Origin of the sequence: Pandoraea faecigallinarum (genome assembly GCF_001029105.3) — a bacterium.
Classification (GTDB): domain Bacteria; phylum Pseudomonadota; class Gammaproteobacteria; order Burkholderiales; family Burkholderiaceae; genus Pandoraea; species Pandoraea faecigallinarum.
The window spans coordinates 4680280-4706116 of sequence record NZ_CP011807.3 but is presented as its reverse complement, the minus strand read 5'-3'; the positions used below and the strand labels follow the sequence as shown (position 1 = coordinate 4706116).

Annotated in this window: 21 protein-coding genes and 2 tRNA genes; 11 read left to right on the top strand and 12 right to left on the bottom strand. The window is 63.9% G+C overall.

All coding sequences use genetic code 11. From position 1 onward, the window contains the following. Positions 1-53: 53 nt before the first annotated feature. On the bottom strand, positions 54-1574 hold the full coding sequence (gene exaC, locus AB870_RS20670) for an acetaldehyde dehydrogenase ExaC (protein WP_047906119.1): 1521 nt from the start codon (positions 1572-1574) through the stop codon (positions 54-56). A gap of 323 nt (positions 1575-1897) precedes the next feature. On the opposite strand from exaC, the gene AB870_RS20665 reads away from it, so the two are divergent. Continuing rightward, positions 1898-3922, top strand: coding sequence for a sigma-54-dependent Fis family transcriptional regulator (locus AB870_RS20665; RefSeq protein ID WP_047906118.1), 2025 nt, complete (start codon positions 1898-1900; stop codon positions 3920-3922). Between the two features lie 24 nt (positions 3923-3946). Here the strand turns inward: AB870_RS20665 and AB870_RS20660 are convergent, their stop codons facing one another. Continuing rightward, entirely contained in the window at positions 3947-4411 is a 465-nt protein-coding gene (locus tag AB870_RS20660; protein WP_047906117.1) for a CreA family protein, read from the bottom strand. Positions 4412-4617: 206 nt separating this feature from the next. On the opposite strand from AB870_RS20660, the gene AB870_RS20655 reads away from it, so the two are divergent. From AB870_RS20655 to AB870_RS20645, 3 genes are all read left to right on the top strand, one after another. After that, positions 4618-4693 (top strand) — tRNA-Ala (locus AB870_RS20655). A 17-nt stretch (positions 4694-4710) separates the two neighbouring features. Continuing rightward, positions 4711-4786: transfer RNA gene (locus AB870_RS20650), tRNA-Glu, on the top strand. Between the two features lie 273 nt (positions 4787-5059). Continuing rightward, positions 5060-5284 carry a hypothetical protein gene (locus AB870_RS20645; protein ID WP_039393487.1) on the top strand — a complete coding sequence of 75 codons (225 nt, stop codon included), beginning with the start codon at positions 5060-5062 and terminating at the stop codon, positions 5282-5284. A 64-nt stretch (positions 5285-5348) separates the two neighbouring features. On the opposite strand, the gene AB870_RS20640 is transcribed toward AB870_RS20645, so the two are convergent. From AB870_RS20640 to AB870_RS20630, 3 genes are read right to left on the bottom strand one after another with little or no spacing between them, the layout of a single operon-like run. Then, positions 5349-6506, bottom strand: a complete 1158-nt coding sequence (locus tag AB870_RS20640) for an acyltransferase family protein (RefSeq protein ID WP_064674881.1) — start codon at positions 6504-6506, stop codon at positions 5349-5351. A gap of 16 nt (positions 6507-6522) precedes the next feature. Next, complete coding sequence (locus AB870_RS20635; RefSeq protein WP_047906116.1) at positions 6523-7512, bottom strand: DUF6492 family protein; 990 nt, start codon at positions 7510-7512, stop codon at positions 6523-6525. An 18-nt stretch (positions 7513-7530) separates the two neighbouring features. After that, a complete protein-coding gene (locus tag AB870_RS20630; protein WP_084663955.1) occupies positions 7531-9732 on the bottom strand; it encodes a GumC family protein in 2202 nt (733 codons plus the stop codon). A gap of 208 nt (positions 9733-9940) precedes the next feature. Here AB870_RS20630 and AB870_RS20625 point away from each other — a divergent pair, with 208 nt between their 5' ends. The 4 genes from AB870_RS20625 (at position 9941) to AB870_RS20610 (ending at position 15211) form a co-directional block, all read left to right on the top strand. Continuing rightward, the gene (locus tag AB870_RS20625) at positions 9941-10657 is read left to right on the top strand and encodes a polysaccharide biosynthesis/export family protein (RefSeq protein ID WP_053059464.1); all 717 of its coding nucleotides are present in this window, start codon (positions 9941-9943) and stop codon (positions 10655-10657) included. A gap of 163 nt (positions 10658-10820) precedes the next feature. Next, a complete protein-coding gene (locus AB870_RS20620) occupies positions 10821-12122 on the top strand; it encodes a hypothetical protein (RefSeq protein WP_053059463.1) in 1302 nt (433 codons plus the stop codon). Next, positions 12100-13773, top strand: a complete 1674-nt coding sequence (locus tag AB870_RS20615) for a glycoside hydrolase family 44 protein (protein ID WP_053059462.1) — start codon at positions 12100-12102, stop codon at positions 13771-13773. The genes AB870_RS20620 and AB870_RS20615 overlap by 23 nt, the downstream gene beginning before the upstream one ends. Positions 13774-13846: 73 nt before the next feature. Further along, a complete protein-coding gene (locus AB870_RS20610; protein WP_047906114.1) occupies positions 13847-15211 on the top strand; it encodes a lipopolysaccharide biosynthesis protein in 1365 nt (454 codons plus the stop codon). On the opposite strand, the gene AB870_RS20605 is transcribed toward AB870_RS20610, so the two are convergent. Then, on the bottom strand, positions 15165-16148 hold the full coding sequence (locus tag AB870_RS20605) for an NAD-dependent epimerase/dehydratase family protein (protein WP_064674880.1): 984 nt from the start codon (positions 16146-16148) through the stop codon (positions 15165-15167). The two genes, AB870_RS20610 and AB870_RS20605, sit on opposite strands and share 47 nt — an antisense overlap. Before the next feature lie 13 nt (positions 16149-16161). Next, positions 16162-17895 (bottom strand): FAD-dependent oxidoreductase, encoded by a 1734-nt coding sequence (locus tag AB870_RS20600; RefSeq protein ID WP_047906113.1) that lies wholly within the window; start codon positions 17893-17895, stop codon positions 16162-16164. Between the two features lie 180 nt (positions 17896-18075). On the opposite strand from AB870_RS20600, the gene AB870_RS20595 reads away from it, so the two are divergent. Continuing rightward, positions 18076-18891, top strand: coding sequence for a WecB/TagA/CpsF family glycosyltransferase (locus AB870_RS20595; RefSeq protein WP_084663953.1), 816 nt, complete (start codon positions 18076-18078; stop codon positions 18889-18891). A gap of 22 nt (positions 18892-18913) precedes the next feature. Here the strand turns inward: AB870_RS20595 and AB870_RS20590 are convergent, their stop codons facing one another. The 3 genes from AB870_RS20590 to AB870_RS20575 all read right to left on the bottom strand — a co-directional run bounded on the left by AB870_RS20590 (position 18914) and on the right by AB870_RS20575 (position 21982). After that, positions 18914-20329, bottom strand: a complete 1416-nt coding sequence (locus tag AB870_RS20590) for an undecaprenyl-phosphate glucose phosphotransferase (RefSeq protein ID WP_237169996.1) — start codon at positions 20327-20329, stop codon at positions 18914-18916. A gap of 105 nt (positions 20330-20434) precedes the next feature. After that, a protein-coding gene (locus AB870_RS25750) for an IS5 family transposase (protein WP_418303967.1) occupies positions 20435-21233 on the bottom strand; the annotation gives its coding sequence in 2 pieces (ribosomal slippage) (positions 20435-20963 and positions 20962-21233; 801 coding nt in all). A gap of 221 nt (positions 21234-21454) precedes the next feature. Continuing rightward, the gene (locus AB870_RS20575) at positions 21455-21982 is read right to left on the bottom strand and encodes a glycine zipper 2TM domain-containing protein (RefSeq protein WP_047906112.1); all 528 of its coding nucleotides are present in this window, start codon (positions 21980-21982) and stop codon (positions 21455-21457) included. A 480-nt stretch (positions 21983-22462) separates the two neighbouring features. On the opposite strand from AB870_RS20575, the gene AB870_RS20570 reads away from it, so the two are divergent. Then, a complete protein-coding gene (locus AB870_RS20570; protein ID WP_047906111.1) occupies positions 22463-23938 on the top strand; it encodes an MFS transporter in 1476 nt (491 codons plus the stop codon). Between the two features lie 161 nt (positions 23939-24099). Here AB870_RS20570 and AB870_RS20565 read toward each other — a convergent pair whose 3' ends face one another. After that, positions 24100-24576: a CBS domain-containing protein gene (locus tag AB870_RS20565; protein WP_047908495.1), complete on the bottom strand. Its 477-nt coding sequence runs from the start codon at positions 24574-24576 to the stop codon at positions 24100-24102. A gap of 575 nt (positions 24577-25151) precedes the next feature. Here AB870_RS20565 and infA point away from each other — a divergent pair. Beyond that, positions 25152-25373, top strand: a complete 222-nt coding sequence (gene infA / locus AB870_RS20560; protein WP_039393473.1) for a translation initiation factor IF-1 — start codon at positions 25152-25154, stop codon at positions 25371-25373. Here infA and AB870_RS20555 read toward each other — a convergent pair. Next, positions 25370-25828: a GNAT family N-acetyltransferase gene (locus AB870_RS20555; RefSeq protein ID WP_047906110.1), complete on the bottom strand. Its 459-nt coding sequence runs from the start codon at positions 25826-25828 to the stop codon at positions 25370-25372. The two genes, infA and AB870_RS20555, sit on opposite strands and share 4 nt — an antisense overlap. Between the last annotated feature and the right edge of the window lie 9 nt (positions 25829-25837).

Genomic DNA, 25837 nt, shown 5'->3' with positions numbered 1-25837 from the left:
GCGTCTTTGATCTGCTACAAGGTTGCGCAGGTTTAGAGGCAGGACTCGGAATGTCAGAAGAAGCCGAGCGGGTTGACGTCGTAGCTCACCAGCAAGTTCTTCGTCTGCTGATAGTGGTCGAGCATCATCTTGTGCGTCTCGCGGCCGATGCCGGACTTCTTGTAGCCGCCAAACGCCGCGTGTGCCGGATAGAGGTGATAGCAGTTCGTCCAGACACGTCCCGCCTGAATGGCGCGTCCCATCCGATACGCGCGGTTGATGTCCCGTGTCCAGACACCCGCGCCCAGACCGAACTCGGTGTCGTTGGCGATGGCCAGCGCTTCGGCCTCGTCCTTGAATGTCGTCACGCCCACGACCGGGCCGAAGATTTCCTCCTGGAATACGCGCATGCGGTTCTCACCCTTGAGTAGCGTCGGCTGGATGTAAAAGCCGGAGGCGAGTGGCCCGTCCAGCATCTCGATACCACCGCCGGTCAGCACTTGCGCGCCTTCCTTGCGTGCGAGATCGAGATACGTGAGGATCTTGTCGAACTGCTGCTGCGAAGCCTGTGCGCCGACGGCCGTTTCGGTGTCGAGCGGATCGCCTCGTCTGATGCGCTCGACGCGCTTCATCACCACTTCCATGAACGGCTCGTAAATCGATTCCTGAACGAGCGCGCGCGAGGGACAGGTGCAGACTTCGCCCTGGTTCAGGAAGCCGAGCACGAGCCCTTCCGCGGCCTTCTCGATGAACTCCGGCTCACCGCGCATGATGTCCTCGAAGAAGAGGTTCGGCGACTTGCCGCCCAGTTCGACGGTACTTGGAATCAGGTTGGCGGCCGCGCGCGTCAATATGTGGTTGCCGACGGGCGTGGAGCCGGTGAACGCGATCTTGGCGATACGCTTGCTGGTCGCGAGCGCCTCGCCTGCCTCCTTGCCGAACCCCTGCACGACGTTGAGTACGCCGGGCGGCAGCAGATCGCCGACCAGTTCGGCGAACAGCGTGATCGACAGCGGGGTTTGCTCGGCGGGCTTGAGCACCACGCAATTTCCCGCCGCCAGCGCCGGTGCGAGTTTCCAGGCGGCCATCAGCAACGGAAAATTCCACGGGATGATCTGACCGACCACACCCAACGGCTCGTGGAAATGATAGGCCGCGGTATGTGCGTCGATCTCGGCGGCAGTGCCCTCCTGCGCCCGGATGCAACCGGCGAAGTAGCGGAAGTGGTCGATAGCCAGCGGCAAATCCGCGGCGAGCGTCTCGCGCACGGGTTTGCCGTTGTCCCACGTTTCCGCAACGGCGAAGCGCTCCAGTTGCGATTCGAGACGATCAGCGATCTGCAACAGAATGCGCGAGCGCGCCTGCACGGATGTTTGTCCCCACCTGGCTGCGGCGGCGTGCGCGGCGTCGAGCGCCAACTCGATGTCCGCACCGTTGGATCGCGGGAATTCTCCGATGACCGCCCCCGTGACCGGGGAGGTATTGACGAAGTAGCGCCCTTCGACCGGCGCGACGAACTTGCCGCCGATGAAGTTCTCGTAACGGTCTTGCAAAGACAACAGGGCACCGGGCGTGCCGGGTGGGGCGTATCGCATGTCGTGTCTCCGGGTATCGTTGTGTCGGCGGCCGGCCGTTGCCGAGCGCGCTGCTGGCGTCAAAGCAATTCGTGGGCCACCCTCGCAGGCGCTTGCATTGGCGTGTGTTTGCGCCGCGTTGTGCAGTGCGTCGTGTGCCGAAACCGTGACACCGGTGTCTCACGAGATGACACGTTTGTATCGCCGGCGTGACACGGGGCGGGCGATACCAATCGCCTTGCGTTTTTCGATTGGCATCGCGCATTGCAAACGCTCCCGGCATGGGAGATGCTTCGGGAACGACTACGAGATCAACGGATCATCCGGCACGGGGGAGACGACCAATGCCACCCACTCATGAAGCTGCGCACGCGCGCCGTGTGCTGAATGTCGCGCAGGGCCACTGGCCGTCGGGAACCGCGGCGACGGACCCGAATATCGCCAGCTCCTGGCGCCGCTGTCTGGACATGTACGCGCTCGATCCGGGCGCGCGCATGTCGCCCCGTGTGCTGGCGTCGTCGCAGCTGCGCGAGCGGCGCAATGCCATGGAGCGGTTGCGCAGCGTTTCCCTGCCCGTATTGGAGCGTTTGCAGCGCCAGTTGATGAACCCGCGTCAGGCGGTGCTGCTGACCGCTCCGGATGGCGTGATCGTCGAGTCGCGACTGCACGACGGCACGCGCGAGGACTTCCATCGGGCAGGGTTGTGGCCGGGCGCGGACTGGAGCGAGTCGTGCGAAGGTACGAACGGCATCGGCACGTGTGTCGTGGAGCGCGCGCCGGTCATCATCTGCCAGCAGGATCACTTTCGTGCGCTGCATACGCCGCTGACGTGCACGGCGAGCCCCGTCTTCGCCCCGCAGGGAGATCTGCTCGCGGTGATCGACGTGTCGTCGACCACGGCCGACGTCACCCGCCAGAGTCAGTTTCATACGCTCGCCCTCGTCAACCTGTCAGCGAAAGTCGTGGAGAGCGAGTACTTCTTTCAGCACTATCGCGACGAGTGGTTATTGCAATTGCAGGAGCAGGCCGATCACCTCGGCGGCTTCGCGCAGGCGCTGCTCGCGTTCGACGACGCGGGGCGAGTGCTGGCGGCGAATCAAAGCGCGTTGAATTGTCTGGGGGCAACGCGCGACGAGATCGTGGGCACGCGCGTGGACCGGTGGTTTGCGCATACGCTCGACACGTTGTTCGCGCAAGCCCATCGCTCGCCGGCCGCCTGCTGGCCGATTCGCACGAACGCCGGCGAGCCGCTGCTGGCAATGTTGCGCGCGCCCTCACGTGTCGTTCGCCGCGCGCCGAATCCGACGGGCGCGCCGGGCATGCCGGCGCACGCGGATACGGCGCGCGAACCGACGGTGGCGCCTTTCGCCGATCCGGCGCTCGCGCGCGAATTCTCGCGTGCATGCCGCGTATTCGCGCACGACGTGCCGGTACTCATCCGGGGTGAGACGGGCAGCGGGAAGGAGGTATTTGCGCGTGCCGTCCATGCGGCAAGTGCGCGCGCGAGCGGGCCGTTCGTCGCGTTGAATTGCGCGGCGATTCCGGAGTCGCTGATCGAGAGCGAGTTGTTCGGCTATGTGGGCGGCAGCTTCACGGGTGCGCGCAAGGAGGGAATGAACGGCAAGCTGTGGCAGGCGAATGGCGGCACGTTGTTCCTCGATGAGATCGGCGATATGCCGTTTGCGATGCAGACGCGGCTGCTGCGTGTGCTGGAGGAGCGAATGGTGTCGCCGCTCGGCGGCGGAGAACCCATGCCGCTGGACATTCGCGTACTCAGTGCCACGCACCGCGATCTGCCGGCCCGCATTGCCGAGCGAGAGTTTCGCGAGGACCTGTTCTATCGTCTGAATGGACTGGAAGTGTCGGTGCCGCCGTTGCGCGAGCGCGAGGACGAGGTCGATCTGATCGAGCGCCTGTTGGCGCAGGCGAGCGTGCAAGCGCCCGACAGCCCGACGCATGTCACGGACGCCGCGCGTGCGTGCCTATGCCGCTATACGTGGCCGGGGAACGTACGTCAGCTGCGCAGCGTGATTCGAACGCTCGTGGCGCTGAGCGAGAACGGGGTGATCACATTGGACGATCTGCCGGCCGAGCTGCGCGAAGCCGCGATGATGCCGCCGGTGGGCGGGGCGGCGGATGCGGCGGGCGGCGCGTACGTGGGCGAAGCGACGGGCGCGATGGGAACGACGGCAGCGACGAAAGTGATGGAGGCGGCGGTGGAAGCGCCGTTGGAGGCGGCGGAGCGTCAGGCGTTGCGCGCCGCCCTCGACGCCTGTCACGGGCAAGTCAGCGCCACGGCACGTCGTCTCGGGGTGAGTCGTAACACGCTGTACCGGAAGCTCCGGCGCTTCGGGTTGCTGCGCGGCTGAGGGCGCTCGCGCGGCGAACGTCTTTCACTTGATCGGGATCGGCGTCGCGCGATCCACCGGCACGGCGGTCACGCTGTTCTGCGGTGAGCCGTCGATCAGCTTGTCGGAGTAGGTGAGGTAGACGAGTGTATTGCGTGTCTTGTCGACCATGCGTACGATGCGCAGCTTCTTGAAGAGCGGGGAGAGGCCTTCGGAGAAGACTTCTTCTTCCCGGGGCAGCGGGCCGGAGAACGACATCGGGCCGACAGGGCGGCAGGCGATCGACGCCTCGGCTTTGTCTTCCGCCAGACCGACCATGCCCTTGAGGCCGCCGGTCTTGGCGCGCGAGACGTAGCATGTCACGCCGTGCACTTTGGGGTCGTCGTAGGCATCGACGACGATCTTGTGATCCGGTCCCAGAAATTTGAATGCGGTACTGACGTCGCCGATCTTCTCGGCATGCGCCCAACTCGCGGCGAGCATCAGCGCCAGCGCGACAGCTTTCTTCATGAGTGTGTCCCGTCGAAGACTGCGGTAGCGGCGAAGGCCGTTACCCGCACACGGCGTGCCCCTGCCGGGGCCGCATGCCGTGCGTTGCGGATTCTACTCGTATCGGGTGACGGGGCAGTCGCCGTAAAGGGCCTCCGCCACCGGGCCGGAAGTCACCGAGAGTTGCGGGTTTTCGGCAAATGCGCTATAGTCACGCCTCTTCGCGCGGGGGTATAGCTCAGCTGGGAGAGCGCTTGCATGGCATGCAAGAGGTCAGCGGTTCGATCCCGCTTACCTCCACCAAACGAATGACGATTTTTGTCCCCTTCGTCTAGAGGCCTAGGACATCACCCTTTCACGGTGAGTACAGGGGTTCGAATCCCCTAGGGGACGCCATCCAACGGCAGCGGTATTGCGGTTTGCAGTTCACACCGAGGTCGGCCGGCGTCGGTTTCGGCAACGGAAAGCCGGATGTCTTCACGACATCCGGCTTTTTGCGTTTACCGCCGGCTTCCGACGATTCCAATGTGTGCCCACGGTTTGCCTCTCGCGATTCGCCATGCCGGCGCCTGCGCAGGCGTAGCGCCACACCCGGTACAATACCGCCTTTGCCGCCTTTGCCGCCTTTGCGCCGCCGGACTCCGCCGCGCGCCGGATTGTGGATTTCCAATGAGCAAACCTGCCCTCACCCTCAAATTCAAGTGCACCAAGTGCGCCAAGCCCGTCACGCTGTACTTGCAGAAGACGACCGCGTGCTCGCACATCACCCCCTATCAGGGCTGGTGCAAATGCGGTCAGCTGATGCGTCACGCGACGGGCGACAAAGACGCCGTCGCGTCGTTCGTCGACTCGATGGACCCGCTCTGGTCGCATCATCACCATCATCACCATTGAACACGCGCTGAACGTTGCCGCCGCGCGCTGAGGCGTGACGGCGATGCGGCGATGCGACGGTGCTTTATCGAGCCGTGCCCGATTCGCCGGCCGCCGGGCGTGCGCCGAGCCAGGCCAGACGCCGCCGAAGCCACGTCTGCGCCGGCGCCTCCAGCGTGCGATAGACGAGCCGGGCGAGCAGGAATACCACGACCAGATAGGCCGCCAGAAACCACGGGCTCATCGCAACCGTCGCGCTGGACATCCCCAGCCGTTGCAGTCCGATCACCGTCGCGAGTTGCAGCGGGAAGTGGATGAGATAGCTCGCGTAGGTCGTGTTGCCCAGGTCGGCGATGGGCGACGCCAGCCGCGCCGGTATCCACGGTTCGATGGCGTGCAGCAAGACGATCGAGACCGGCGCGACGATCGTCGCGGCCAGATATTTCGTCCCGCCGAAAATGGCACATACGGCGAACAGTCCCGCATACGCCACGCAGCACGCGCCGATCGTTGCCGCACGATGCGCCTCGATCGTGCCGCGCAGACGCTCATAGAGAAGATGCACCGCGCCCCCCATGAAAAAGTAGAAGGCACAGAACACGATGTTCGACCCGCTGCCCTTGATTTGCTGATGAATCAGCAGGCCCCCGGCTGCCGCCGACAGGCACACGATCAACAGCGTCCACACCAGTCCAATGCGGAAAAATCGTGCCAGCAAGAAAAACGCCACATAGATCACGATTTCCGTCGACACGCTCCACACGGGGCCGTTGAACGAATCGGTATACGGCGTGAGCCAGCCCGATGCGAAGATCACATTGACGAAAAAGTCGTACGGCGTGTTGTACGGATAGACGAAGAACGTGTGGTTTTCGCGCACGTAACAGGCCTGCAAAAGCGCCACGGCGATCAGCGTGACGAAATGCAGCGGATACAGCCGCGAGAAGCGATTGAGGAAGAACAGCCCGCCGCGGACCTCGCGCGCGACGATCTTCGAAAGATAGCGGTTGAAGAAGATGAAGCCCGAGATCGTCCAGAAGACGTTCACGCCGAGCCATCCGAATTCATAGAAGGGATGCAGCAGCGTGTAGAGCGGCTGCGTGTCGCGCACGACCTCGATGGAAGCGCTCGCGCTCCGGAAAAAGAAATGCTGGTAATGCCAGACGAGCACCGCGAACGCGCTGAAAAACCGCAGAATCTCGATACCTGCCATCCGGCCCTTGGCGCTGCCCGTACCGCTCATCGAATCGGGTCCTGTCTTATTTGATGCCCGCGCCGTTGCCCAGCAACTTCTTCATCATCTTGAGCCCCTTGCGCACGACCGCCGAGTATAACTCGGCGCCCTTGAGCGCCGGATCGACGTGCCGCTCGTAGGGCTGGATCTCGATGGGGAAATACGGCGAGAGCTTCGCGACCACCTGTTCGAGCGGAATTTTCGTATTGCTCTGGACCACGGCGAACAACCCGTCGCTCTGGGGGGCGAAATAATGCGCAGCGTCCCATTCCTGCATCTTGTCGGCAAACCAGACACTCTCGTCGGCGTGCAGCGTGCGCTGTGGCGGCACGGCTTGTGTGTGGTACCTGTCGAGCAGCCCGGCGCGCTCGGCGTTGAGCCAGTACAGCGTGTATTCCGTCCAGTCGATGGCGTAGTTCGCGAGCAGCACCCGCTTCCAGTCCGTGCCGTGCACGGCGGCGAGGCGCGCCTGCAATGACAGGCAAAGCGAGCGCGAAAGCGTCGCGGGTGTCCACCACACCCCTTCGCGATCCAGATGCGGCTCGACGTCGAGCAGCTTGGCCGACGCCTCCCAGTAATAGGGCTCGACGCTGCGCCCCTTCAGGTGCGTGATCGCGCGTCCGTTCACGATCAGTGAGTCGTAGTCGAAGCGATGTGTCGCGAAACAGTCCGGATCGAAGATCAGGAAGTATTCCGTCTCGATCCACTCCGGCGCGTTGATCTTGATGATCTGCTGACGATGCCAGTTGCGAATCTGGTGACGCTGTGAGAAGTCGTCGAACGCGCCCATGTACTGCGATTCGTCGATCACTTCGATGGGGAAGTCGGACCACGCGCGCGCATAGCCACGCACGTCTTCGACCTCGTCGTGCGGCACGACGATCACGAAGCGATGAAACAGGTCCGGCGTCGTGAAGTGACGCAGCGAGGAGAAGAGAATGTCACAACGGCCGATGTTGTCGGCGTAGTGCCTTCCCCGGGTCTTGATCGGCAGGATCGCGCTGATTTGTTGCATGGTGGTCTGAACCGATGCCTAGAAGAACCGGTAGATGAAGCTCGGAATATAACCGCGACGATGCGTGAGCGCCACACCGATGAGGCGTCCGCCCGCATCTTCGACCTGTGCCTTGAGGCCCGCGATAACCGGCTTGCGCGTGGCTTCCGCGCGTACCACGAGTACCGTGGCATCGGCCAGCGAAGCGTTTTCGATTCCGGTGAACGACTGGCTCGACGGCGGCGCGTGCACGACGATGTAATCATGCGATTCGCGCAGCGCATCGAACAGTCGTGTGACCTGCTGCCACGACGACGGAATCGCGCCGCTGCGCGGTTGCGCCACGACGATGTTGTGGCGATCCACGCGCGTGAACGCTAGATCCGAAAGTACGCCCGATCCGTCGGCGCCCGTGTCGCCCATGCCGGATGCCGCGACATCGGTGAGCGCCGTGCCGCCGTTCGACGGCCACGCGAGCAGACCCTGCGCGTTCGGCTTGCCGTACATCGGTGAGTCCGGTGTGGAGGCAATGTCCAGAATCAGGATCGGCTTGCCGGAGCGATGTTCGAGTTCGCTCGTCAGCCCCTGAATGACGGACGCCAGGCCGTCGTTCTTGCCGGCCGACAAGGCCATCACCACCTTGGCATGACTGTCGGTGCTGCTGTTGATCGCGGCAATCATCCGGCCATAGGCCAGATGCGCCGGGCGCGCATAGGCGGCTTCGGCGTTCGCGACCCCCGGCGCTGCCGCCGTGCCCGACGTCCCCGACGTCCCGGTACCCCCGGCCCGTTGGCCGCCCAACATCACCGGCGCGTTCACCACCGGCAGCAGCAGGGCGCGCTCGACTTGTTCCGGGCTCAGGAACGTTTCACGAAGACTCGAAAGGATCAGCACCGTCAGCGCGGAAATCAGCAGCCCGGCGGCAATCGACGCGGCGATCAGCAGACTGGCCGACACACTGCGCTGCGACGGCGGGAACGGCGCCTGAATCACGCGCACGTTGGTGCCGTTGATCTGGCTGACCTGACCTTGCTGAACGCGGGCCAACTCGACCTGGCGCGAACGTTCCTTGAAACTGTCCGCGAGAATGTCGCGGCGCGCCTGCAACTGACTCAACTGGCTCGACACGTCGCTCATGCCTTGCAGCTTGTCGCGCGTTTCCTTGATCTGCGCTTCGAGCGCCGCTTGCTGCGCCATTCCGCCGGCGATGCTCGCGTTGAGCACGGCCAGACGTTCCTGCACCACGTCGAAATAGTTGTTATGGCCCAGACGCGTTGCGGTCATCATCTCCTGACGTTGCTTCGCGATGTTCGCGCGCATGTCGGCGATCTGCTTGTCGAGCTGAACGACGAACGGCGACGTCGCCATGTAACGCGACGCGAAGTCGGCACGCTTGTTCTCGAGTTCGCTGAGCGAGCCTTGCAGCGTGTTGATCGCGCGGCTCGTCTCGGAGTCGTCCGTGTAGATCGGAATCGTCGAGCGCACGTCTTTGGTGGAGCCTTGCAGCGACTTCAGTTCGCTGCGGTCCTGCGCGAGTTTCGCATCGGTTTCCAGCTTGCGCTGCACGAGCTGCGATTCGAGCAGTACGGCGCGCGACGTCTGGTCGTCGATCTTCACGATGCCGTGCTTTTTCTGAAACGCGAGCAGATCGGCGTCGGCCTTGTCGAGTTGCTTGCCCACGTCGTCGCGCTGGCTCACCAGCAGGTTGACGCGGCCCGACGTAAAGATCGAGGCGCGTTGACGGAAGTACTTGTCGAGCAGGCGCGCGAGTGCATCGGCAGCGGCCTTGGGGTCGGTATCCGAATAAGTCAGCGTGATGGTGTTCGCGAGGTCGTTCTGCTCGATGTGCAGACGCTTCTCGAAATTCTGCAACTCACGGTCGATGTCGCTCGCCGTCGCGCCGGGGCCGAGTTTCGACAGGATGACGTCGCGGTGAAGCTCCGGACTCGACAGAATCTGCGCTTCCACGCCGTTGAGCTGGCCGGGCGGCGGTTGCAGCGACACGCCGCCGTTCGGATTGTTGGTCTGGTCGTAGTACCCCGCGTTGAGCACGAGCAACGTGGCCTGGGCGCGATACGGAATCGGCACGAACAGCGCGACGAGCACACCGAGCGCCACGATGGCGAGGAACACGGTCGTGGCGATCTTGCGGTAATAAAAAAGTGTGTTGAGATAATCCCGGATCGTCACGTCGACGACCGCGGCGTGCCGGTCAGGCCTTGTTCTAGTCGTAATTGCCATAGCGATGCAAGAAGCGTAAAGGTTGCCCGGCCATGTTTCATGGTTTCAAGGCGCATATCTTACGCAAGAAAGTCCCCGTAAAGTCCCCCTAAAACCGCCATTATCCTAAATCCGGCGCCGATTCATCGTGCTTGGCGAGACGCGAGAAGTGCACTAGAGTACGGTCCAAACTCCGTGTAACCACCCCGGCCTTCGTGCCATCTGTCCCATGAACATGCTCCGCCCGGCCTGCGTACTGGCGCTGATGACGCTGACGGCCTGCACCCAAACCTGGGTCGACACCAAATACCAGCAATCCGATCGCTTTGCGACCTGGGTCGATTCGACACCGAGCCCGTACCGGCTGTTGGCTGGCGACGATATTTCCGTCGTGCTGCCGTTCAACGTCGAGCTCAACTACAAGGGCCGTGTCGCACCCGATGGCACCGTCGCCATGCCGTTTGCCGGCAATCTCCCGGCAGCCGGACAGACGCTCGCGCAGTTCGGCGAAACGGTCAACCGCGCCCTCGCCGCGAATCATATGACCGCGAACGCAATGGCCATGGTCGCGGTGACGCAGACCGCCGCGCACGTGTTCGTCGGGGGCGAGGTCGGCAAGCCCGGCGAACTCGCGCTTACGCCGGGCATGAGCGTCATGCAGGCGATCATCACCGCACAGGGCCTGCTCGACACCGCACGCACCGGCGAAATCGTGCTGATTCGCCGCAGCCCGGACGGCCGTCCGATGCTTCGCACGGTCGACGTGAAGGCGCTCACGCAGCAAGGCGACCCGGCGCAGGACATCGTTCTGCAATCGAACGACACTATCTTCGTGCCGAAGTCGTCGATTGCCGAAGTGGATCTCTGGGTCGACCAGTACATCAACAAGGCGCTGCCGTTCAACAAGAACGTCAACTACGACATCAACGGCGCCCGCAGTTTCTGATCGCCCGACAGCCGGGCAGTCCGACGATGGGACGCCGCGCCGCCGAACGTGAGGCGCGGCCGCCCGGCGCGTCGACCGGCCCGTCGAATCCGACCCGGCAAATTCGCCTAGTCTAACCACCGAATTCAACCGCTTCGTGACAGCCGCGCAGCCCGCCTTCGAAATGGAATCCGCCGCTCCCGACTCATCCGCGGCCCAGACGCACGACCTGCCGGCCGTGTTCTCGGGCGGTTTGCCGCGCACGGCCATTGTCGCGGTGCTCGTGGCGCTCCTGCCGTTGTTCGGCCAGACGTTCCACTACATCACGGCGCTCTATCCGCTGTGGGCGCTCTCGAAGGCGTTTCCGATTCTTACGCTGCCGCTGGTGCTGCGCCTTGGCGCTCAGCCGCGCTTTCCCATGACGCGGCAAGTGCTGGTGAGCTTCGCGTGGCTCGTGATGGTGCCGAGCTTTGCCGCGGTGATTTACTTCCATGAGAGTTTCTTCACCAGTGTGACGGCGCAGGTGAAGCTGCTGCCGATTCTGTATTTCTTCTCCTTTCTGGCGCTGCTCCTGATGCTCAAGCCCACGCTGCATGAGCTGGGGCGCAGTTTCGTGATTCTCGGCGCGGTCATCGTGGGCGCGCTGATTCTCATGTGGCTGCTGGTGCCGGCGGACTGGTACAAGGACACGTACGTTTTCGGACAGGCGCCGTTCTTTACCAGCGACAGCCGCGGACATCGCATCCGCATGTCGATGTATTTCCCGTTCATCCTGTTGTTTTTCTGCTATCGCCGCGCGTTTTTCGAACGCCACGTGGGCTATCTCGTCAGCGTGCTGATCTGCCTGGCGGTGGCGCTGCTGATCGTGAAATCCCGCGCGCTTGCCATCGGCATCATGGGGGTGCTGGTCATCAACACGTTCGTGTGGGCGCGCCCGCGAGCCCGCATCGGGCTGATGCTCGTCGCGCCGCTCGTGCTGGCAAGCGTTTTCTCGATGGGGTACCTGGCAACGATTTTCAGTGCGAGTGCGGAGACCGGCTTCGATACGCGGCGCATCTCGGCGCTGCTCGCCACACGCTTTCTCGGCAACGATTCGCTGCGCTGGCTGTTCGGCGTGGGGACGATCAGTCCGGCCAGCGGCGACACGCTTACCACGTACTTCCATCACTTCTTCTTCCTGGCCGACATCACATGGCTCGGGATCGTGTTCGAGTACGGCTTGATCGGCGCGTTCGTCATTCTGTGCTTCCAGTTGCGTGGCCTGTTCTTCTTCCGCCGTCTGCGCGCGCAGGTCGAAGACGATTTCCTCGGGGCGCTGTACGACTATCTGATTTTCGTACTGCTGGTGTCGTTCTTCTACCCGCCCACGCTGGCGCCCGGTGAAACGGCCGTCATTCTGGCGATCTTCGTCTACATCTGGCGTGCTGGCGGATTCGACCATCGTGCCGTTCCCCGGAGCTTCCATGCGCGTGTTGCCGCGCCGTAGTGTGCGCAGTGTGATTTGCCGCCTGACCCAGCTCATGGGCGCCGCCGTGTTGCTGTCGGCCGCGGCCTGTACCGAAGCGACGCCCGGCGCAGCGCTGAGCGTGGCTATTGCCGTGGATGCGGGGGCCAATCGGCACCCCATCAGTCCGCTGATCTACGGCATCAATTTCGGTACGACGGCGATGTTGCAGGACCTGCGCGCGCCGCTTAACCGCTCGGGCGGCAACAGTGCGTCGGCGTATAACTGGCGGCTCGACGCACGCAATGCCGGGCGAGACTGGTACTACGAGAGCCTGCCGGTCAATCCGTCGGACATCAACGACCAGTTCGGCGAGCGTTTCGTCGCCCTGACGCAGGCCGCCGGTGCGCAGCCGATCATCACCATTTCCATGCTCGGACGCGTGGCCACGCTCTCGCGCTCGCGCGACCGGCTGGCGAGCTTTTCCATCGCCAAGTACGGTCCGCAACAGAATCACGACGTGGACGGCATGACCGACGCGGGCAACGGCATCCTGCGCGACGGCACGCCCGTGCGCAACGATCCGGACGACGCCACCGTACCCGACGATCCGGCCAGCCAGCAGGCTCGCGTCAGTGCACTGGTGCAGCAGTTCGGTCCCGCACGTGCGGGCGGGGTGAAGTACTACGCGATGGATAACGAGCCGAGTCTGTGGCAACTCATCCATAACAACTCGCATCCGGACGGTGCGCATGCCAGCGAGATCGCGGCCAAGGTGATCGCGTATTCGCGTGCGGTGAAAGCGGCGGATCCGGGGGCCAAAGTGCTCGCGCCGGAAGAGTGGGGCTGGAACGGTTACCTGTATAGCGGCTTCGACCAGCAGCATTCGATTGCGCACGGCTACGCGCAGGCGCCGGACCGGTTGAACGAAACCGGCGGCATGCCATATATCCCGTGGTTGCTCACGCAGTGGAAGCAGGCCGGCCGTCCGGTCGACATTTTCAGCCTGCATTTCTATCCGCAGAGCAAGGAGTATGAAGAACCGGCGGACGGCAATTCGACCGCCATCGCGCTCATGCGCAATCGCTCGACACGTAATCTGTGGGACCCGAATTACAAGGATCCGACGTGGATCAATAGCGTGGTGGCGTTGATTCCGATGATGCGCCGATGGGTCGACACGTATTACTACCCGGGCACTCCCATCGCGCTGACCGAATACAACTGGGGCGCCGACACGCGCATGAACGGTGCGACGGCACAGGCCGACATTCTGGGCATCTTCGGGCGCGAGAGACTCGACATGGCAACGCGCTGGGGCACGCTCGATCCGTCGATGCCCGTCTACAAGGCGATCAAGCTGTATCGCAATTACGACGGCCGTGGCGGTGAGTTCGGATCGACGAGCGTGTCGGCGTCCGTCCCCGATCCGGACACGGTGTCGGCCTTCGCGGCGCTGCGCGACAAGGACGGCGCGCTGACCGTGGTCGTCGTCAACAAGCAACTCGAACGTGCGGCGCAAGCCACGATCTCGCTCGCGAACTTCGCCGGGACAGGCACGAGCGAAGTCTGGCAACTGGTGGAGAACGAACTGACACGCGCACCGGACATCTCCTATGCCGGGAGCGAGCTGCATGCGGACTTGCCGCCGCAGAGCGTCAAGCTATTCGTGTTGCGCAGGCGGGCAAACTGAGCCCTTCGAGACGAGTGCGCCAGCCGTGTGAGTCGAGTAAGTCGAATAAGTCGAACGAGTAGAGCGAATCGAAATGAACCGGACGCAGACCCCGTCGGGCAAGACCGGCGCTTCCATGATCCGCGGCAGCGCGATCAGCCTCGGGGTGCGTCTGCTGGACTTGCCCAGCCGCTACGGCTTTCACCTGTTGATCGCTGCGGCGCTCGGTGTCGTCGAGACCGGCAACTTCTACATCGTGTTCAGCACGATGGTGGCGCTCGCGGGCTTCGGGCGTCTGGGCATCGATCAGGCGCTCACACGTCAACTGGCGATGGACGTCGCATCCGGGCAATACGGCGCGGTGCGTCCGGCGATCCGGCGCGCGCTGTGGCATGTCTTTCTCGCGTCGGCGGCCATCTCGATTCTGCTGGCAGGCGGCGCGGCGCTCTTTGCCAACGACATTCTCCGCAAGCCGGCGCTGGTCGTGCCGCTCATGCTCGGCGCACTCTCATTCGTTCCGCAGAACCTGGGCGCGGCCATGGCCGGTGCGCTCGCAGGGTTGCAGCGCGTCGGCTTCAGTCAGATGATTTATTCGTGGCTGTGGCCGGCGATCTTCTGCGTGGCCGCAACGCCGTTGGCGGCGACGGGCAGACTGACGGTGGCCAATACACTGGTTCTGACAGCCGCGAGTTTTACCGTCGCGGCCATCGTCGGCGCGGTGTTGCTGCGGCGGTCCCTGCGCGAGGTGCCGCATCGCGGCGCGCATGACACCGCCGCAGAGCCGGGATATGCGGCGGTGCTCGGCCTCTTGAAGTCGGGCCTGTCGCTCTTCTCGCTGGAACTGACCAAGCTGCTGATCACCTCGGCCCCCGCCATTGTGCTGGGGATCGTTGCGTCGTCGCGCGAGACCGGGTTGTTTGCGCTCGCATGGCGTCTCGCACTCGTCGTCAATATTCTGATCAGCGGCGTGACAGGCATGGCCGCGCCGCGATTCGCGAGTCTGTACGCGCGTCAGGACATCGCGGCCTTGGAGCGCAGCGCGGCACAGGCAATCGGACTGGTGCTGTGCCTCGCGCTGCCGGTGACGCTCGGCATGCTGATCGTCCCGCAGTTCCTGCTCGGACTGTTCGGCCACGGCTTCGACGACGGCGCAAGCGCGCTGCGCGTGCTCGCACTCGGTCAGATCACTGCGGCCTGTTTTACGGCGATGCCGGAACTGCTCGGCATGACGGCACATACGCGCGCCCTCATGCGGGTCAATGCCGCTTCGGTCGTGGTGTTGTTGGCGGGGTTGGCGGTGCTCGCGCCGATGGGCGGGAGCACCGGGGCGTCGGTGGCCGCATCGCTGGCGATTGCCGTAAATGGCGCCGCTGCCGCATGGGCGGCCCGCCGTTTGCTGGGCGTGTCGCCGTTCACAGTCCTCTGGCGCTGGACGGCGGGGCGTCTGGTGAAGCGCTAAGCCGGTCGCTGCCGCGGGCGGCTTCCGCCTTGACGGCGTCGCGCCAGGGTGTCCACGCAAGTCCGAACGTGGTGGCGGCGCGGCTCGCATCGAGGCAGATGTCCTGCTGCCAAAGTCGCGCGAGCGACGGCGGCAGCGGCGGCGGCAGTCCCTTCAAACCGATCTTGCGCCCCAGAATCTCGGCGATCTTGAGCGCGGGCGCGACGAGTTTCGTTTCTATTTTCAGACGACGCCCGCCAATGCGCCTGACCGGTGTTGCACCCAGCGCCATGGCGTACGCGATGAAGTAGTCGTTCCATCGCGGCGCGTCGGCCATGGCGAGGTTGTAAGCCTGTCCGCCTGCCTCGGGGTGGCGCAGCGCGCCGAGTGCCGCCTTCACGACATCGTCCACGTGCACGAGGTTGCTGTGCGCGTCGCCCGCCGCGCCGAGGTCGCCGAGGCGGCCCGCGCACAGCAGCTCCGCAATGCGCCCGGACCACTGCGGGCTGCCGCCGCCGTAGACGCAGCCCGGGCGCAGCACCGTCACGCAAGACAATCCCGCGAGCGCCTGCTCCGCTTCGACCTTGGCGATGCCGTAAGGACTGGTGCCGGCGAGGGCGGCGGATTCGTCGACATGACCTTCCGCGCTCCCGTAGACGGCCATCGAGCTGAAGTGCACGGCCGGGATGGGCGTGCTTCGGGCGTCCAGCGCTTCGCGCAACGCACGCGCGTTCGCCACGATGGCGTCCGGCGAACCGGCGACACAGTTCACCACGCCATCGACGTCTGCGAGGGCGGCGCTCAGCGACGCTGCCGACAGCGCGTCGACAGCGCGCATGCCGTGGTTCGCGCGGCGCGACGCGGCGACGGGCGTTGCCCAGTCGCTGGCGGCAAGGGCGTTGACGATATGGCGGCCGATAAACCCGGTCGCGCCGGTAACGAGAATGCGTGATTTCATGAGGCGCGGGGGATCACCGGGAAAGGGAAGGAAAGGAAGGGGAAGAACGAGGGGGCGCAGCGGGTGCGGGCAAGGGCAGGTCCGTCACGTTGGCCCGCGAGCGCAAATGGTCGGCCAGACGCAACGCGAGCGCCACGATGCTCAGTGTCGGGTTGGCCTGCCCCGATGTCGGGAAGGTGGCCGCGCCCGCGATAAAGACATTGTCTGCCTCGTGCAGACGGCCGTCGGCATCGACCACGCTCGTCGCCGGATCGTTGCCCATGCGCGCCGTGCCGATGTGATGACCGCCATACGCACCGTAGCGCGTCATTTCGGCTTCCACCGCGGCCGGATCGTACGAGAAGCGTCCGACGCCGGTGCGCCCGATCTCTTGCGCGAGGGCGGCGAGGGCGCGGGTGACCGTCGCCACGTCGTGTGGCGTGTAGCGCCAGTCGATGTGAATGCGTCGCATGCCGAGCGTATCGCGTTCGTCGCCCAGCGTGACACGGCTGTTTTCGTACGGCACCTGCTCGGCGTGGAAGTCGAGACTGAAACGAAGATTGGCAGGGCGGACGATCACGGATGGAAACTTGCGTGCGGCCAGCGTGCGGTGAGTCAGCCAGTGCGTGAGAAAGCGCACGGTGTTCGGTGCGTCCATGACGACGTTGCGCGCGTGGGCCAGCCAGTTGCCGATGCCGCCCGGCGCATCGCCATAAAGACGCTTGGCATACTCGTACGGCACGATCGGGCGCGCCAGATAGAGCGCGGAGAGGATGCCGTTGCCGTGCCCGGCATCGGGAATTCTCGGATGGTGCAAACGCGCGATGAAGTTGCCTGCGCGAAGCGCGCGTTGCGCCTGCGCCCGCAGCGCCAGCCGGCGACGGCAGTAAATGCCTTCGGCCGAGACGTCGTAGCCGTGCCAGACGGAAGCGGCCCCCGAGAGGTCGACGGTACCGATGGTCCCGGCCAGATGGCTCATGTAGTAACGGCCGACCACGTCATGCGCGTTGCCCAGCCCGCGGCCGCTGGCACCGGGGCTGTTGAGCAGCAGGCGCGGGGTTTCGAGGCCGCCTGCCGCCAGCACGTATGCGCGCGCGGCGACCGTGAAGGTCTTGCCGTCGAGCGTCTTCACCTGCGCCGGGCCAACGAGTCGCGCCGCGCCATCCCGTTGCGGGAGATGGCACAGATTCGCGTGCTGGACGACACGCACGCGTCCCTTCGCGAGACGGGCACGATAACGCTCGCCGAAATTCGTCGGACAACTGAACCTCTCGAGCGTATTCGTCGAAAACAGATCGCTTTCGAAGTTGCCGATCATCGGACGTGACGGATTCGACGCATCGGGAAACGCCTGCTCCGCCGTGTAAGCGAATTCGCCGGCTTCGCATAGCGCATTGGCCTGTCCGTACCACGGCATCAGCGCGTCGATACCCATGGGCCAGCCGCTATGCGGGATGTAGTCGCGCGCTTCGAAGTCGATGGGATCGAGCGGCATGCAGCGTCCGCCCCACAACGTGGTCGATCCGCCGAAGCGGCGCACGCGATAGCTCTCGGCAGGCGGATGCAGGCGTGCGTCCTCCACCGTACCGGCGTAGAGCTGCTGGGCTGCCGGCTCCGGGGCATCGCCACCGCTTTCGAGCAGGATCACATCGAGCCCGCTGGCTTCGAGGGCGAGCGCCAGCGTGATGCCGGCAGCACCTGCACCGGCAATGCAGAGATCGGCTTGCAGCCCGGTGCCGGAAGGAATGTCGTGAGCGTCGAGGATCATGGGGCATCGTAACCCGCAACGGGTTTGCAGACGTTGGGAAACCTATCGTCACGCGCGTCACTGACGCACAGGTTGCGCGCTGCTACTATCTTGCCTGCCATGGAACGTCGCCGGTACGGCTGGACGACGAGGGCATGCGGGAAACGATGGATTTGCTCGATTAGGGGAACCCGATAGGTCATGAGCCGTGACACCGAACTGAATGCCGCACCCCAAGCCTGCGCTCGCGAAGTCTTCGAGCCCAACGTCGCCTTGTTCGGCCTGAACATCGCCGCCGTGCCGTTTGCGCAGGCCGTCGACGTGCTCGCGCATGCCGCGACGCTTCGCGATGGGCGCTCGCGCATCGTGGTGACGCCGAACGTCGACCATATCGTGCGGCTCGACGCGCAGCCCGAATTCAAGCGGCAATACCGCAATGCCGATTTCCTTTTCGCCGACGGCATGCCGATCGTCTGGGCGAGCCGGCTGTTCGGCCGCCCGTTGCCGGGGCGCGTGACCGGTGCCGATCTGCTGCCCGCCCTGTGCGACCGCGCCCGAGCGTCGGGCCGCAAGGCGGTCTTCGTCGGCGGGCGTCCCGGGCAGGAAGCGCAATTGTCGGCAGGACTTTCGCAGCGTTTCCCCGGCCTGGACTTCACCTTGCTGATCCCGTCGATGACGTTCGATCCGGCGGGGGCCGAAGGACAGGAGATCGCGCAGCGTGTGCGCGAGCTTGCCCCCGACCTCATCTTCGTCTGTCTCGGTATGCCCAAGCAGGAGCGCTGGGCGATGGCGTACGCCGGCACCATGCCCGGCGGGGTCATGCTGTGCGTGGGCGCGGCTATCGAGTTCGCCGCGGGCGTGCAGAAGCGCGCGCCGAAGTGGATGCAGCGCACCGGGTGCGAATGGATGTACCGCATCTTGCAGGATCCGGGGCGCATGTGGCGTCGTTACCTCGTCGAAGACCGGCGGTTCATCGGCATCTGTTGGCGGCAGTGGCGTGCGCTCGGCCGTGAATGAGTTGCTTTTTCCCGATAGTGGCTCAGACGGCATTGCGTCCGGTGACCATCGCGGGAATCGTCTTGAGCAGAATCTTGATGTCGAGCCACAACGACCAGTGCGTGATGTAGTAACGGTCGTACTCCACGCGTCGCTGCATCTTGTCCGGCGTGTCGGTCTCGCCCCGCAGACCGTTGATCTGCGCCCATCCCGTAATGCCGGGCTTCACACTGTGACGTAGCATGTAACCGGGAATCACGCGCCGGTACATTTCGTTGTGCTCCTCCGCATGCGGGCGCGGGCCGACGAGACTCATCGATCCGGCCAGCACATCGAACAACTGCGGCAATTCATCCAGCGACGTTCGGCGAAGATGCTTGCCGATCGGCGTGATGCGGCTGTCGCCCGCGTGCGCCTGACGCAGCCCGCCGGTTGCGGCAGCGGCGGCGTCTTCGGGCTGAATCACGCGCATTGACCGGAATTTGTGAATGACGATGGGCTCGCCGCGCTCGCCGTAACGGCGCTGGCGAAACAGGATCGGGCCGGGCGAATCGAGACGTACCGCAATGGCGATTCCGACCATGACCGGACTGAGCAGCACCAGAATGAGCGATGCGCCGACCACGTCGATGGCGCGCTTGATCATGCGCAGCAAGCCCTGCACCGTGATGTCGTGCAGCGCGAGCAGCGGCACGCCTGCAATATCGGTGCTCGTCATCGGCATATCGCCGGGGAAGCTGAACTCGGGCAGCAGATAGATGGACGCCGTGGAATCGTACAGACGATGCACGATTTCGCTGGTGAGTTCCTTGTTGTCCTGCTGACCGATGGCGATGAAGACGATCTCGTACGCGTTCGACTGAATGTGCGCGGCGGCGTCGGCGTAGCGGCCCAGATATGGCGGGAGGACTTCGCCGGCGTCCGGCGTGACGGGCGTGTCGTTGTAATAACCCGTGACCTGAATGCCGAGGATCGGCGAGCGTTGCAGACGCAGGTTCAGCTTGCGCGCTTCCGGTCCCAGACCGAAGAATGCCGCGCGCCGCTGATTGCCGGGCGCGTTGTTGATGCTGTGCGCCATGCCGCGCAGCACCGCGAGTCCGATCATCTGCAACGGCAGCGCGAGCATCGTCCACTGGACCACCATCATGCGCACGTCTTCGGTGCTTTCGTAGGTGAGGAACAGCAGAACGATGGCCGTAATGAGCAGACGGCACCAGCGCATGGCGCCGCGTCCGAGCATCCAGCCGAGATTGCGGGCGCTCGCGAGCAAATGGAAGCGGGCGAATACGATGAATGCCGCGGCACCGAGCGCGCAGATGAGCGTCAGGCCATAAGGGGTATCGGGGTTGTGACCGTTGAACCGAAGGACGGCGAAGAAAGCGCCCGCGTTGAGCACTGCGCTGAAGCCGCCGACCATCGCCATGAAGAGCCGATGGTGGTAGGTCGTCTGAGTCGACATGACGAAATTCGAAGGGTAGCGGTAACTGAGGGACTCGACAAAGTTCCGGAACGGCGGGAGCCCTCCGATGGTCGCACCGATTTTCGCGCGTATCTTAGAGCCGGTTTACGATCTCCTGAGCAGCAGTGCCAAAAAGGCGAGATGGACAAACTGCAAGCTGGTGTTGAGCAAACGCTCACAGTTCTTCCATAAGCGCCGGTTCTTCTCCAGCCAGGCGAAACTGCGCTCGACGACCCAACGCTGCGGCAGGACCTTGAAAGTATGCAGTTCGCTGCGTTTGGCGATCTGCACCGTGACCCGCTCGCCCAAGATCTCGCGCACGCCCTGCGCGAAGGGTTCGCCCACGTAACCGCCATCGACCAGCACACTTTGCACCTGTCCCAAGCGAGGCTTGCCGTGCTCGAACGCCAGCAACGCTCCTTTGCGATCGGTCACCTCGGCAGTGGTTACCGCCACGGCGTGCGGCAAGCCCTGCGTGTCTACGGCAATATGACGCTTGATGCCCGACACCTTCTTGCCCGCGTCATAACCCTTATGCGCTGCCGTGTCAGTGTTCTTCACGCTCTGCGCGTCCACGATCAAGAACGTCGTGCTGGCGCTGCGTCCCTGTCTTGTGCGCGCCGCGCCAACCTGATTTTTTGAGTGCCTGCTCCAGCACGCTCACGCCGTGCTGGTCAGGCTGACTCCATTTGCTGAAATACGCGTAGACGGTTTGCCACTTGGGAAACTCGCTGGGCAAGAAGCGCCATTGGCAACCTGTACGCAACAGATACAGCACCGCGCAAAACACCTCGTACAAGTCCACCGTCGTGGGCTTCGTGCGCCGGCGCACGCTGCGCAACAGCGGCTCGATCTCCGAGAACTTCTCTCGGCTTATGTCACTCGCGTATTTCTTTCTCGTCATCCTCGAATTATCAGGGATGACCAGAAGATCGCAAACACGTTCTTAGCAGGTCAATTTCGCTTTGCGTGTGACGCACGTCGCGGCATCAATTATGGTCTGCCGCCGTCCCCCGGGCGTCCCCCGTCAACCCTGAATCGTTTCCGGCGCCGGAAACGAAAACGCCCGCCGGCGAGTGTGCCGGCGGGCGCTTCGTTTTCAGGCGGACAGTGTTGCTGTCCTGCTCAGTAAGGATACACGACGTCGTTGGCGATGGCGGCACGCTGGCCTTGCTGCACGCGCAGCGGCGGCGCTTGCGTGACCGTGGCGACACGGCCGTCGTCCAGACGCACGGTGATGCGGTAGAGCACGTTCGGCTCGCCCATGCTGTTCTCGATACGGTTGCCGGCGATACCGCCGATGGCCGCACCGGCGATGGTGGTCGCCGTGCGTCCGCGTCCGCCGCCCATGGTGTTGCCCAGCAGACCGCCCGCAGCCGCACCGAGCACCGTGCCAAGAATGTTCGGACTGTTGTTCGGACCGTTCAGTTGTTCGATGGACTGCACGGTGCCGTAAAGGGCGCCTTGCTGCTGCGGTTGCTGATAACCCTGCTGATACCCTTGTTGATAGCCCGGCTGTTGATAACCTTGCTGGTAGCCCTGTTGGTAACCCGGCTGTTGGTAGCCGCCGTATTGCTGGCCCGGAGCCACGCAACCGGCCAGCATGACCGCGGCCATTGCCGCGCTGATTCCCGTAAGTGCTTTGATCTTCATTTTGTTTCGTCCTCGTGAGCGTGAGGTGTGAGTTCTTCGCGGTGTGCCCCGGTCGCCATCGCCCGCCGGTTGGTACACCATGTGGCACATCTGTTGCGACCACGATGCGGAATGTAGGGTTCCGCAGACCTTTTTGCTGTAAGAAAAGGTAAGCGTCTGTAAAGACGTCTGTCACGATGCGATTCCCGCGCGATCTCCCGTATGACGCGGGTTTTCGCGCCGGTACCCTTCGAATTGAAGGATTCCTCGATCATATTCCCGTCCGGCGAGACGTGGGGTCATGCTCTGCGATTGCTTAACTCGTGAGTGGGATTCTCTCGAAATTTGGGATTTTGGCGAAGATTTTTGGCGCTAAACGACATCAATGTGGTGTGGGGCGGTGGAATCGTCTAAGCATATAACCACAAAGCACTTGGGCGCTGGCAGTACCAAGCGGTAACATCGCGGCCTTTGGTACCTGTTTTTTCCTCGTTCAGTCTCATGTCAGTCGACGTCTCCCTCTCTACTGCCGCATCGGCGCTCCCGAGCGCCACGGCCCCGGCTGCCGCGCGCAGCGGTCCCGCCGTCATCCGCTCCGCCGCCGATGTCGCCCGGCTCGTCAACGAGGGCGGCGCGCGCGTGTCGAATGCCCGCTGGATCGTGGCCATCGCCCTGGGCGGCGTGTTCCTCGACGCCTATGATCTCGGCGCGCTCGCCTTTGGCCTCAAAGACGTGTCCCGCGAATTCCAGCTTACGCCCGCAGGCACCGGCATGGTGGCCTCGGCCATCACGTTCGGGGCGATCGTGGGGGCATTCCTCGGCGGCTATTTCACCGATCGCATCGGCCGATATCGGGTGTTCATGGCCGACATGCTGTGCTTCGTGATTGCCGCCATCGCCTGTGCGCTGGCACCGAACGAGTACGTGCTCGCCGGGGCGCGTTTCGTGATGGGGCTGGGCGTCGGCATCGATTTGCCCGTCGCCATGGCGTTTCTCGCGGAGTTTTCCAAGCTCAAGGGGCGCGGCAACAAGGCGGCGCGGGTCGCCATGTGGTGTCCGACCTGGTACGCCGCCATATGTGGGTCTTATTTGCTGGTGCTGCTGTGCTACTCGGTACTGCCCGCGTCGCATAGCGCGCTGCTATGGCGCATCATTCTCGGCTTCGGCGCAATTCCTGCGCTGGCCATCATTGCCGTTCGCAGCCGTTACATGAGCGAATCGCCGGTGTGGGCCGCCAATCAGGGCGATCTCGACGCGGCGGCCAGGATTCTCAAGCGTTCGTATGGCATCGATGCCGTGGTGGCCGGCGACGCCGAGCGCGCCGCGCCCAAGCGTCCGGCGGCATGGAGCAATTACGGCAAGCTGCTCAAGGGCGTGTATCTGCGCCGCACCACGCTCGCCACCGTGATCGCCGTCGCTTCGTCGTTTGCCTATAACGCAGTGGCGTTCGGTCTACCGGTGATCATTGCCAGCTTCCTTGCACAGTCGATCCTCACCACGATTCTGATGTCCCTGGCGCTGAATTTGCTGTTCGCCTTCACGGGGGGCTTGCTGGGGGTACGTCTTGTGCCGAAGGTCGGTGCATGGAAGTTGACGGTGACCGGTTACGCGTTCCAGCTCGCGGCGCTCGTCGGCCTGGCACTCGTAGGCAAGCCCGACGGCGCGACGCAGGTCGCCTGGGCACTCGGCTTCCTCGCGTTGTTCCTGCTCGGTCAGGGCTTCGGCCCGGGGGCACACTCGATGACGTTCGCATCGTTGAGCTACCCCACGTCGCTGCGCGGTGTGGGCGTGGGCTTCAACCAGACGCTCATGCGGGCGAGCTCGACCGTCTCGCTGTTCCTGTTCCCGGTGCTGGCCGCAGCGCTCTCGACGAAGGTGTTCTGGGTGATCGCCGCCGCCCCCGCCATCGGCCTGCTCGCGTTGCTGGCGATTCGCTGGGAACCGTCGAACTACGACGTCGATGCGGAAGATTTCTGAGGCAGGCCCTCGTTGGACGGAAATCCTCTTCTTTCTCTTTCCGTCGGCGCTGCGGTTTTGCAACCGTGGGCGTATCTCGGGCGAACCGTGTAGCGAAAAAAGAAACGGCGCTTCGAATGAGGCGCCGCGTCCCTGATTACGCCGTCGAGGCGATTGACGACTCAACTGGGCCGGGACGGCGACGTGCCGACCAGCGCCGCGCTGCCGCCCATGATGTAGTTCTCAAGCTGATCGATGGTGAACTGCTGTTCCGTGATGATGGCCTTGACCAGATCGCCGATGGACAGCAGGCCGACCAGTTCTCCATCTTTCATGACGGGCAGGTGACGAATGCGATGCTGAGTCATGAGCGACATGCATTCTTCATTGGTCTGCTCGGGGCTGACGTAGCGCACGGCGGAGGTCATGACATCGCGCACCGGCGTGTCGACCGAAGTCCGGCCCATCAGCGCGACCTTGCGCGCGTAATCCCGCTCCGTGAAGATGCCGACGATGGCGCGGTCGTCTTCGCTGACCAGTACCGCGCCAATCCGCGCTTCGGCCATCAGGGTCAGGGCATCGAGTACCGAATCGGTCGGGCGTACCTTGTACACCGTGTCGACCGGTTTGGACTTCAGGATCTGAGCGACTGTTTTCATGGTCATTCCTCCTGCGGGCTACGGGTACTTACAGCATAGATGAGTGCGCGCCGCGCGTCACATCCAAGTTCACACGGCGTGCGCGCCCGGCAAACGCGGCCGAATGGCGTTCATTGATGCATTGCGCCACAAACGGGTGACAAAAGCGCTCAAATGGGCGTGCGCGAGGCATTTTTTCCACACGGGCGACAGAGAAAGGCGTATCCTAGCGGGATCGGCGAAAATTCGCCGATCATCGCCTGACGATCGCGAAATGCTTTATCGGCGCCGCTGACAGCTCTGTCCTGCGAGCCGGATCACGCGCTGTGCCGATGACGCGGACCCATCGGGTCTTCGCCCTCCCGACACGCACTGCTCGTCGTTGCGGCACTGCCGCAATGTGCCTTGCTCCTTCGAACCATCGCCGCTTTTCGGTGCGCCGCATGCCTTCTGGGCCGGTCCACCGGGTAGGCTCCTTTTGGCGTTCGATGTGCACCCCCGCCACATTCAGGGTGCGGGGACGGTATTGGCGAACGAACTTACAGTAACACCGGTGCTGCGCCCCTCGCGAGCGGCACCTTCAAGAGGACACGATATTGGCCAAGGAAGAACTGATCGAATTCAGCGGACACGTCTCGGATGTGCTGCCGGACAATCGCTTTCGCGTCACGCTCGAAAACGGCGTGGAAGTGGTGGCATATGCGAGCGGCCGCATGCAGAAGAACCGCATCCGCATACTGGCGGGTGACCGCGTGACGCTGGAGATGTCGCCCTACGACCTGAGCAAGGGCCGCATCAACTACCGTCACAAGAATTAAGTCAGCGGCAAAGTCTGGCTTTTGCGCGTCAGGCGCTGCCCATCGCGGGCATAGCCATGGCGCGCATAGAAGCGATGCGCGGCGACCCGGTGGTCGCCGCTCGTCACTTCCAGTTTCTCGCATCCCCGCTCGTTGAACCACGCGTGAGCGGCCGCCATCAGCGCGTGCCCGACGCCCGAGCCCCGTACACTTTCCTCCACCACCAGCGCAGTGATGCGCCCCAGCCGCCCTGCCAGATGGAACATGGTAAGCGCGTGCAATCCGATACATCCCACGATTTCAGCATTCTCGTCGATGGCGACGAAGGCGGCGTCGTCGCCCTCCAGCGCCGATAGCGCGATATTGCGGCGAACGATGTCGAGCGGTGTTTCGTAGCCCAGTTGCGCGAGCAGGGCGACGATGCGCGGCGCATCGTCCTCGATGGCACGACGTGTGCTGGGCATGGGCGTTGTCATGTCCGAGGG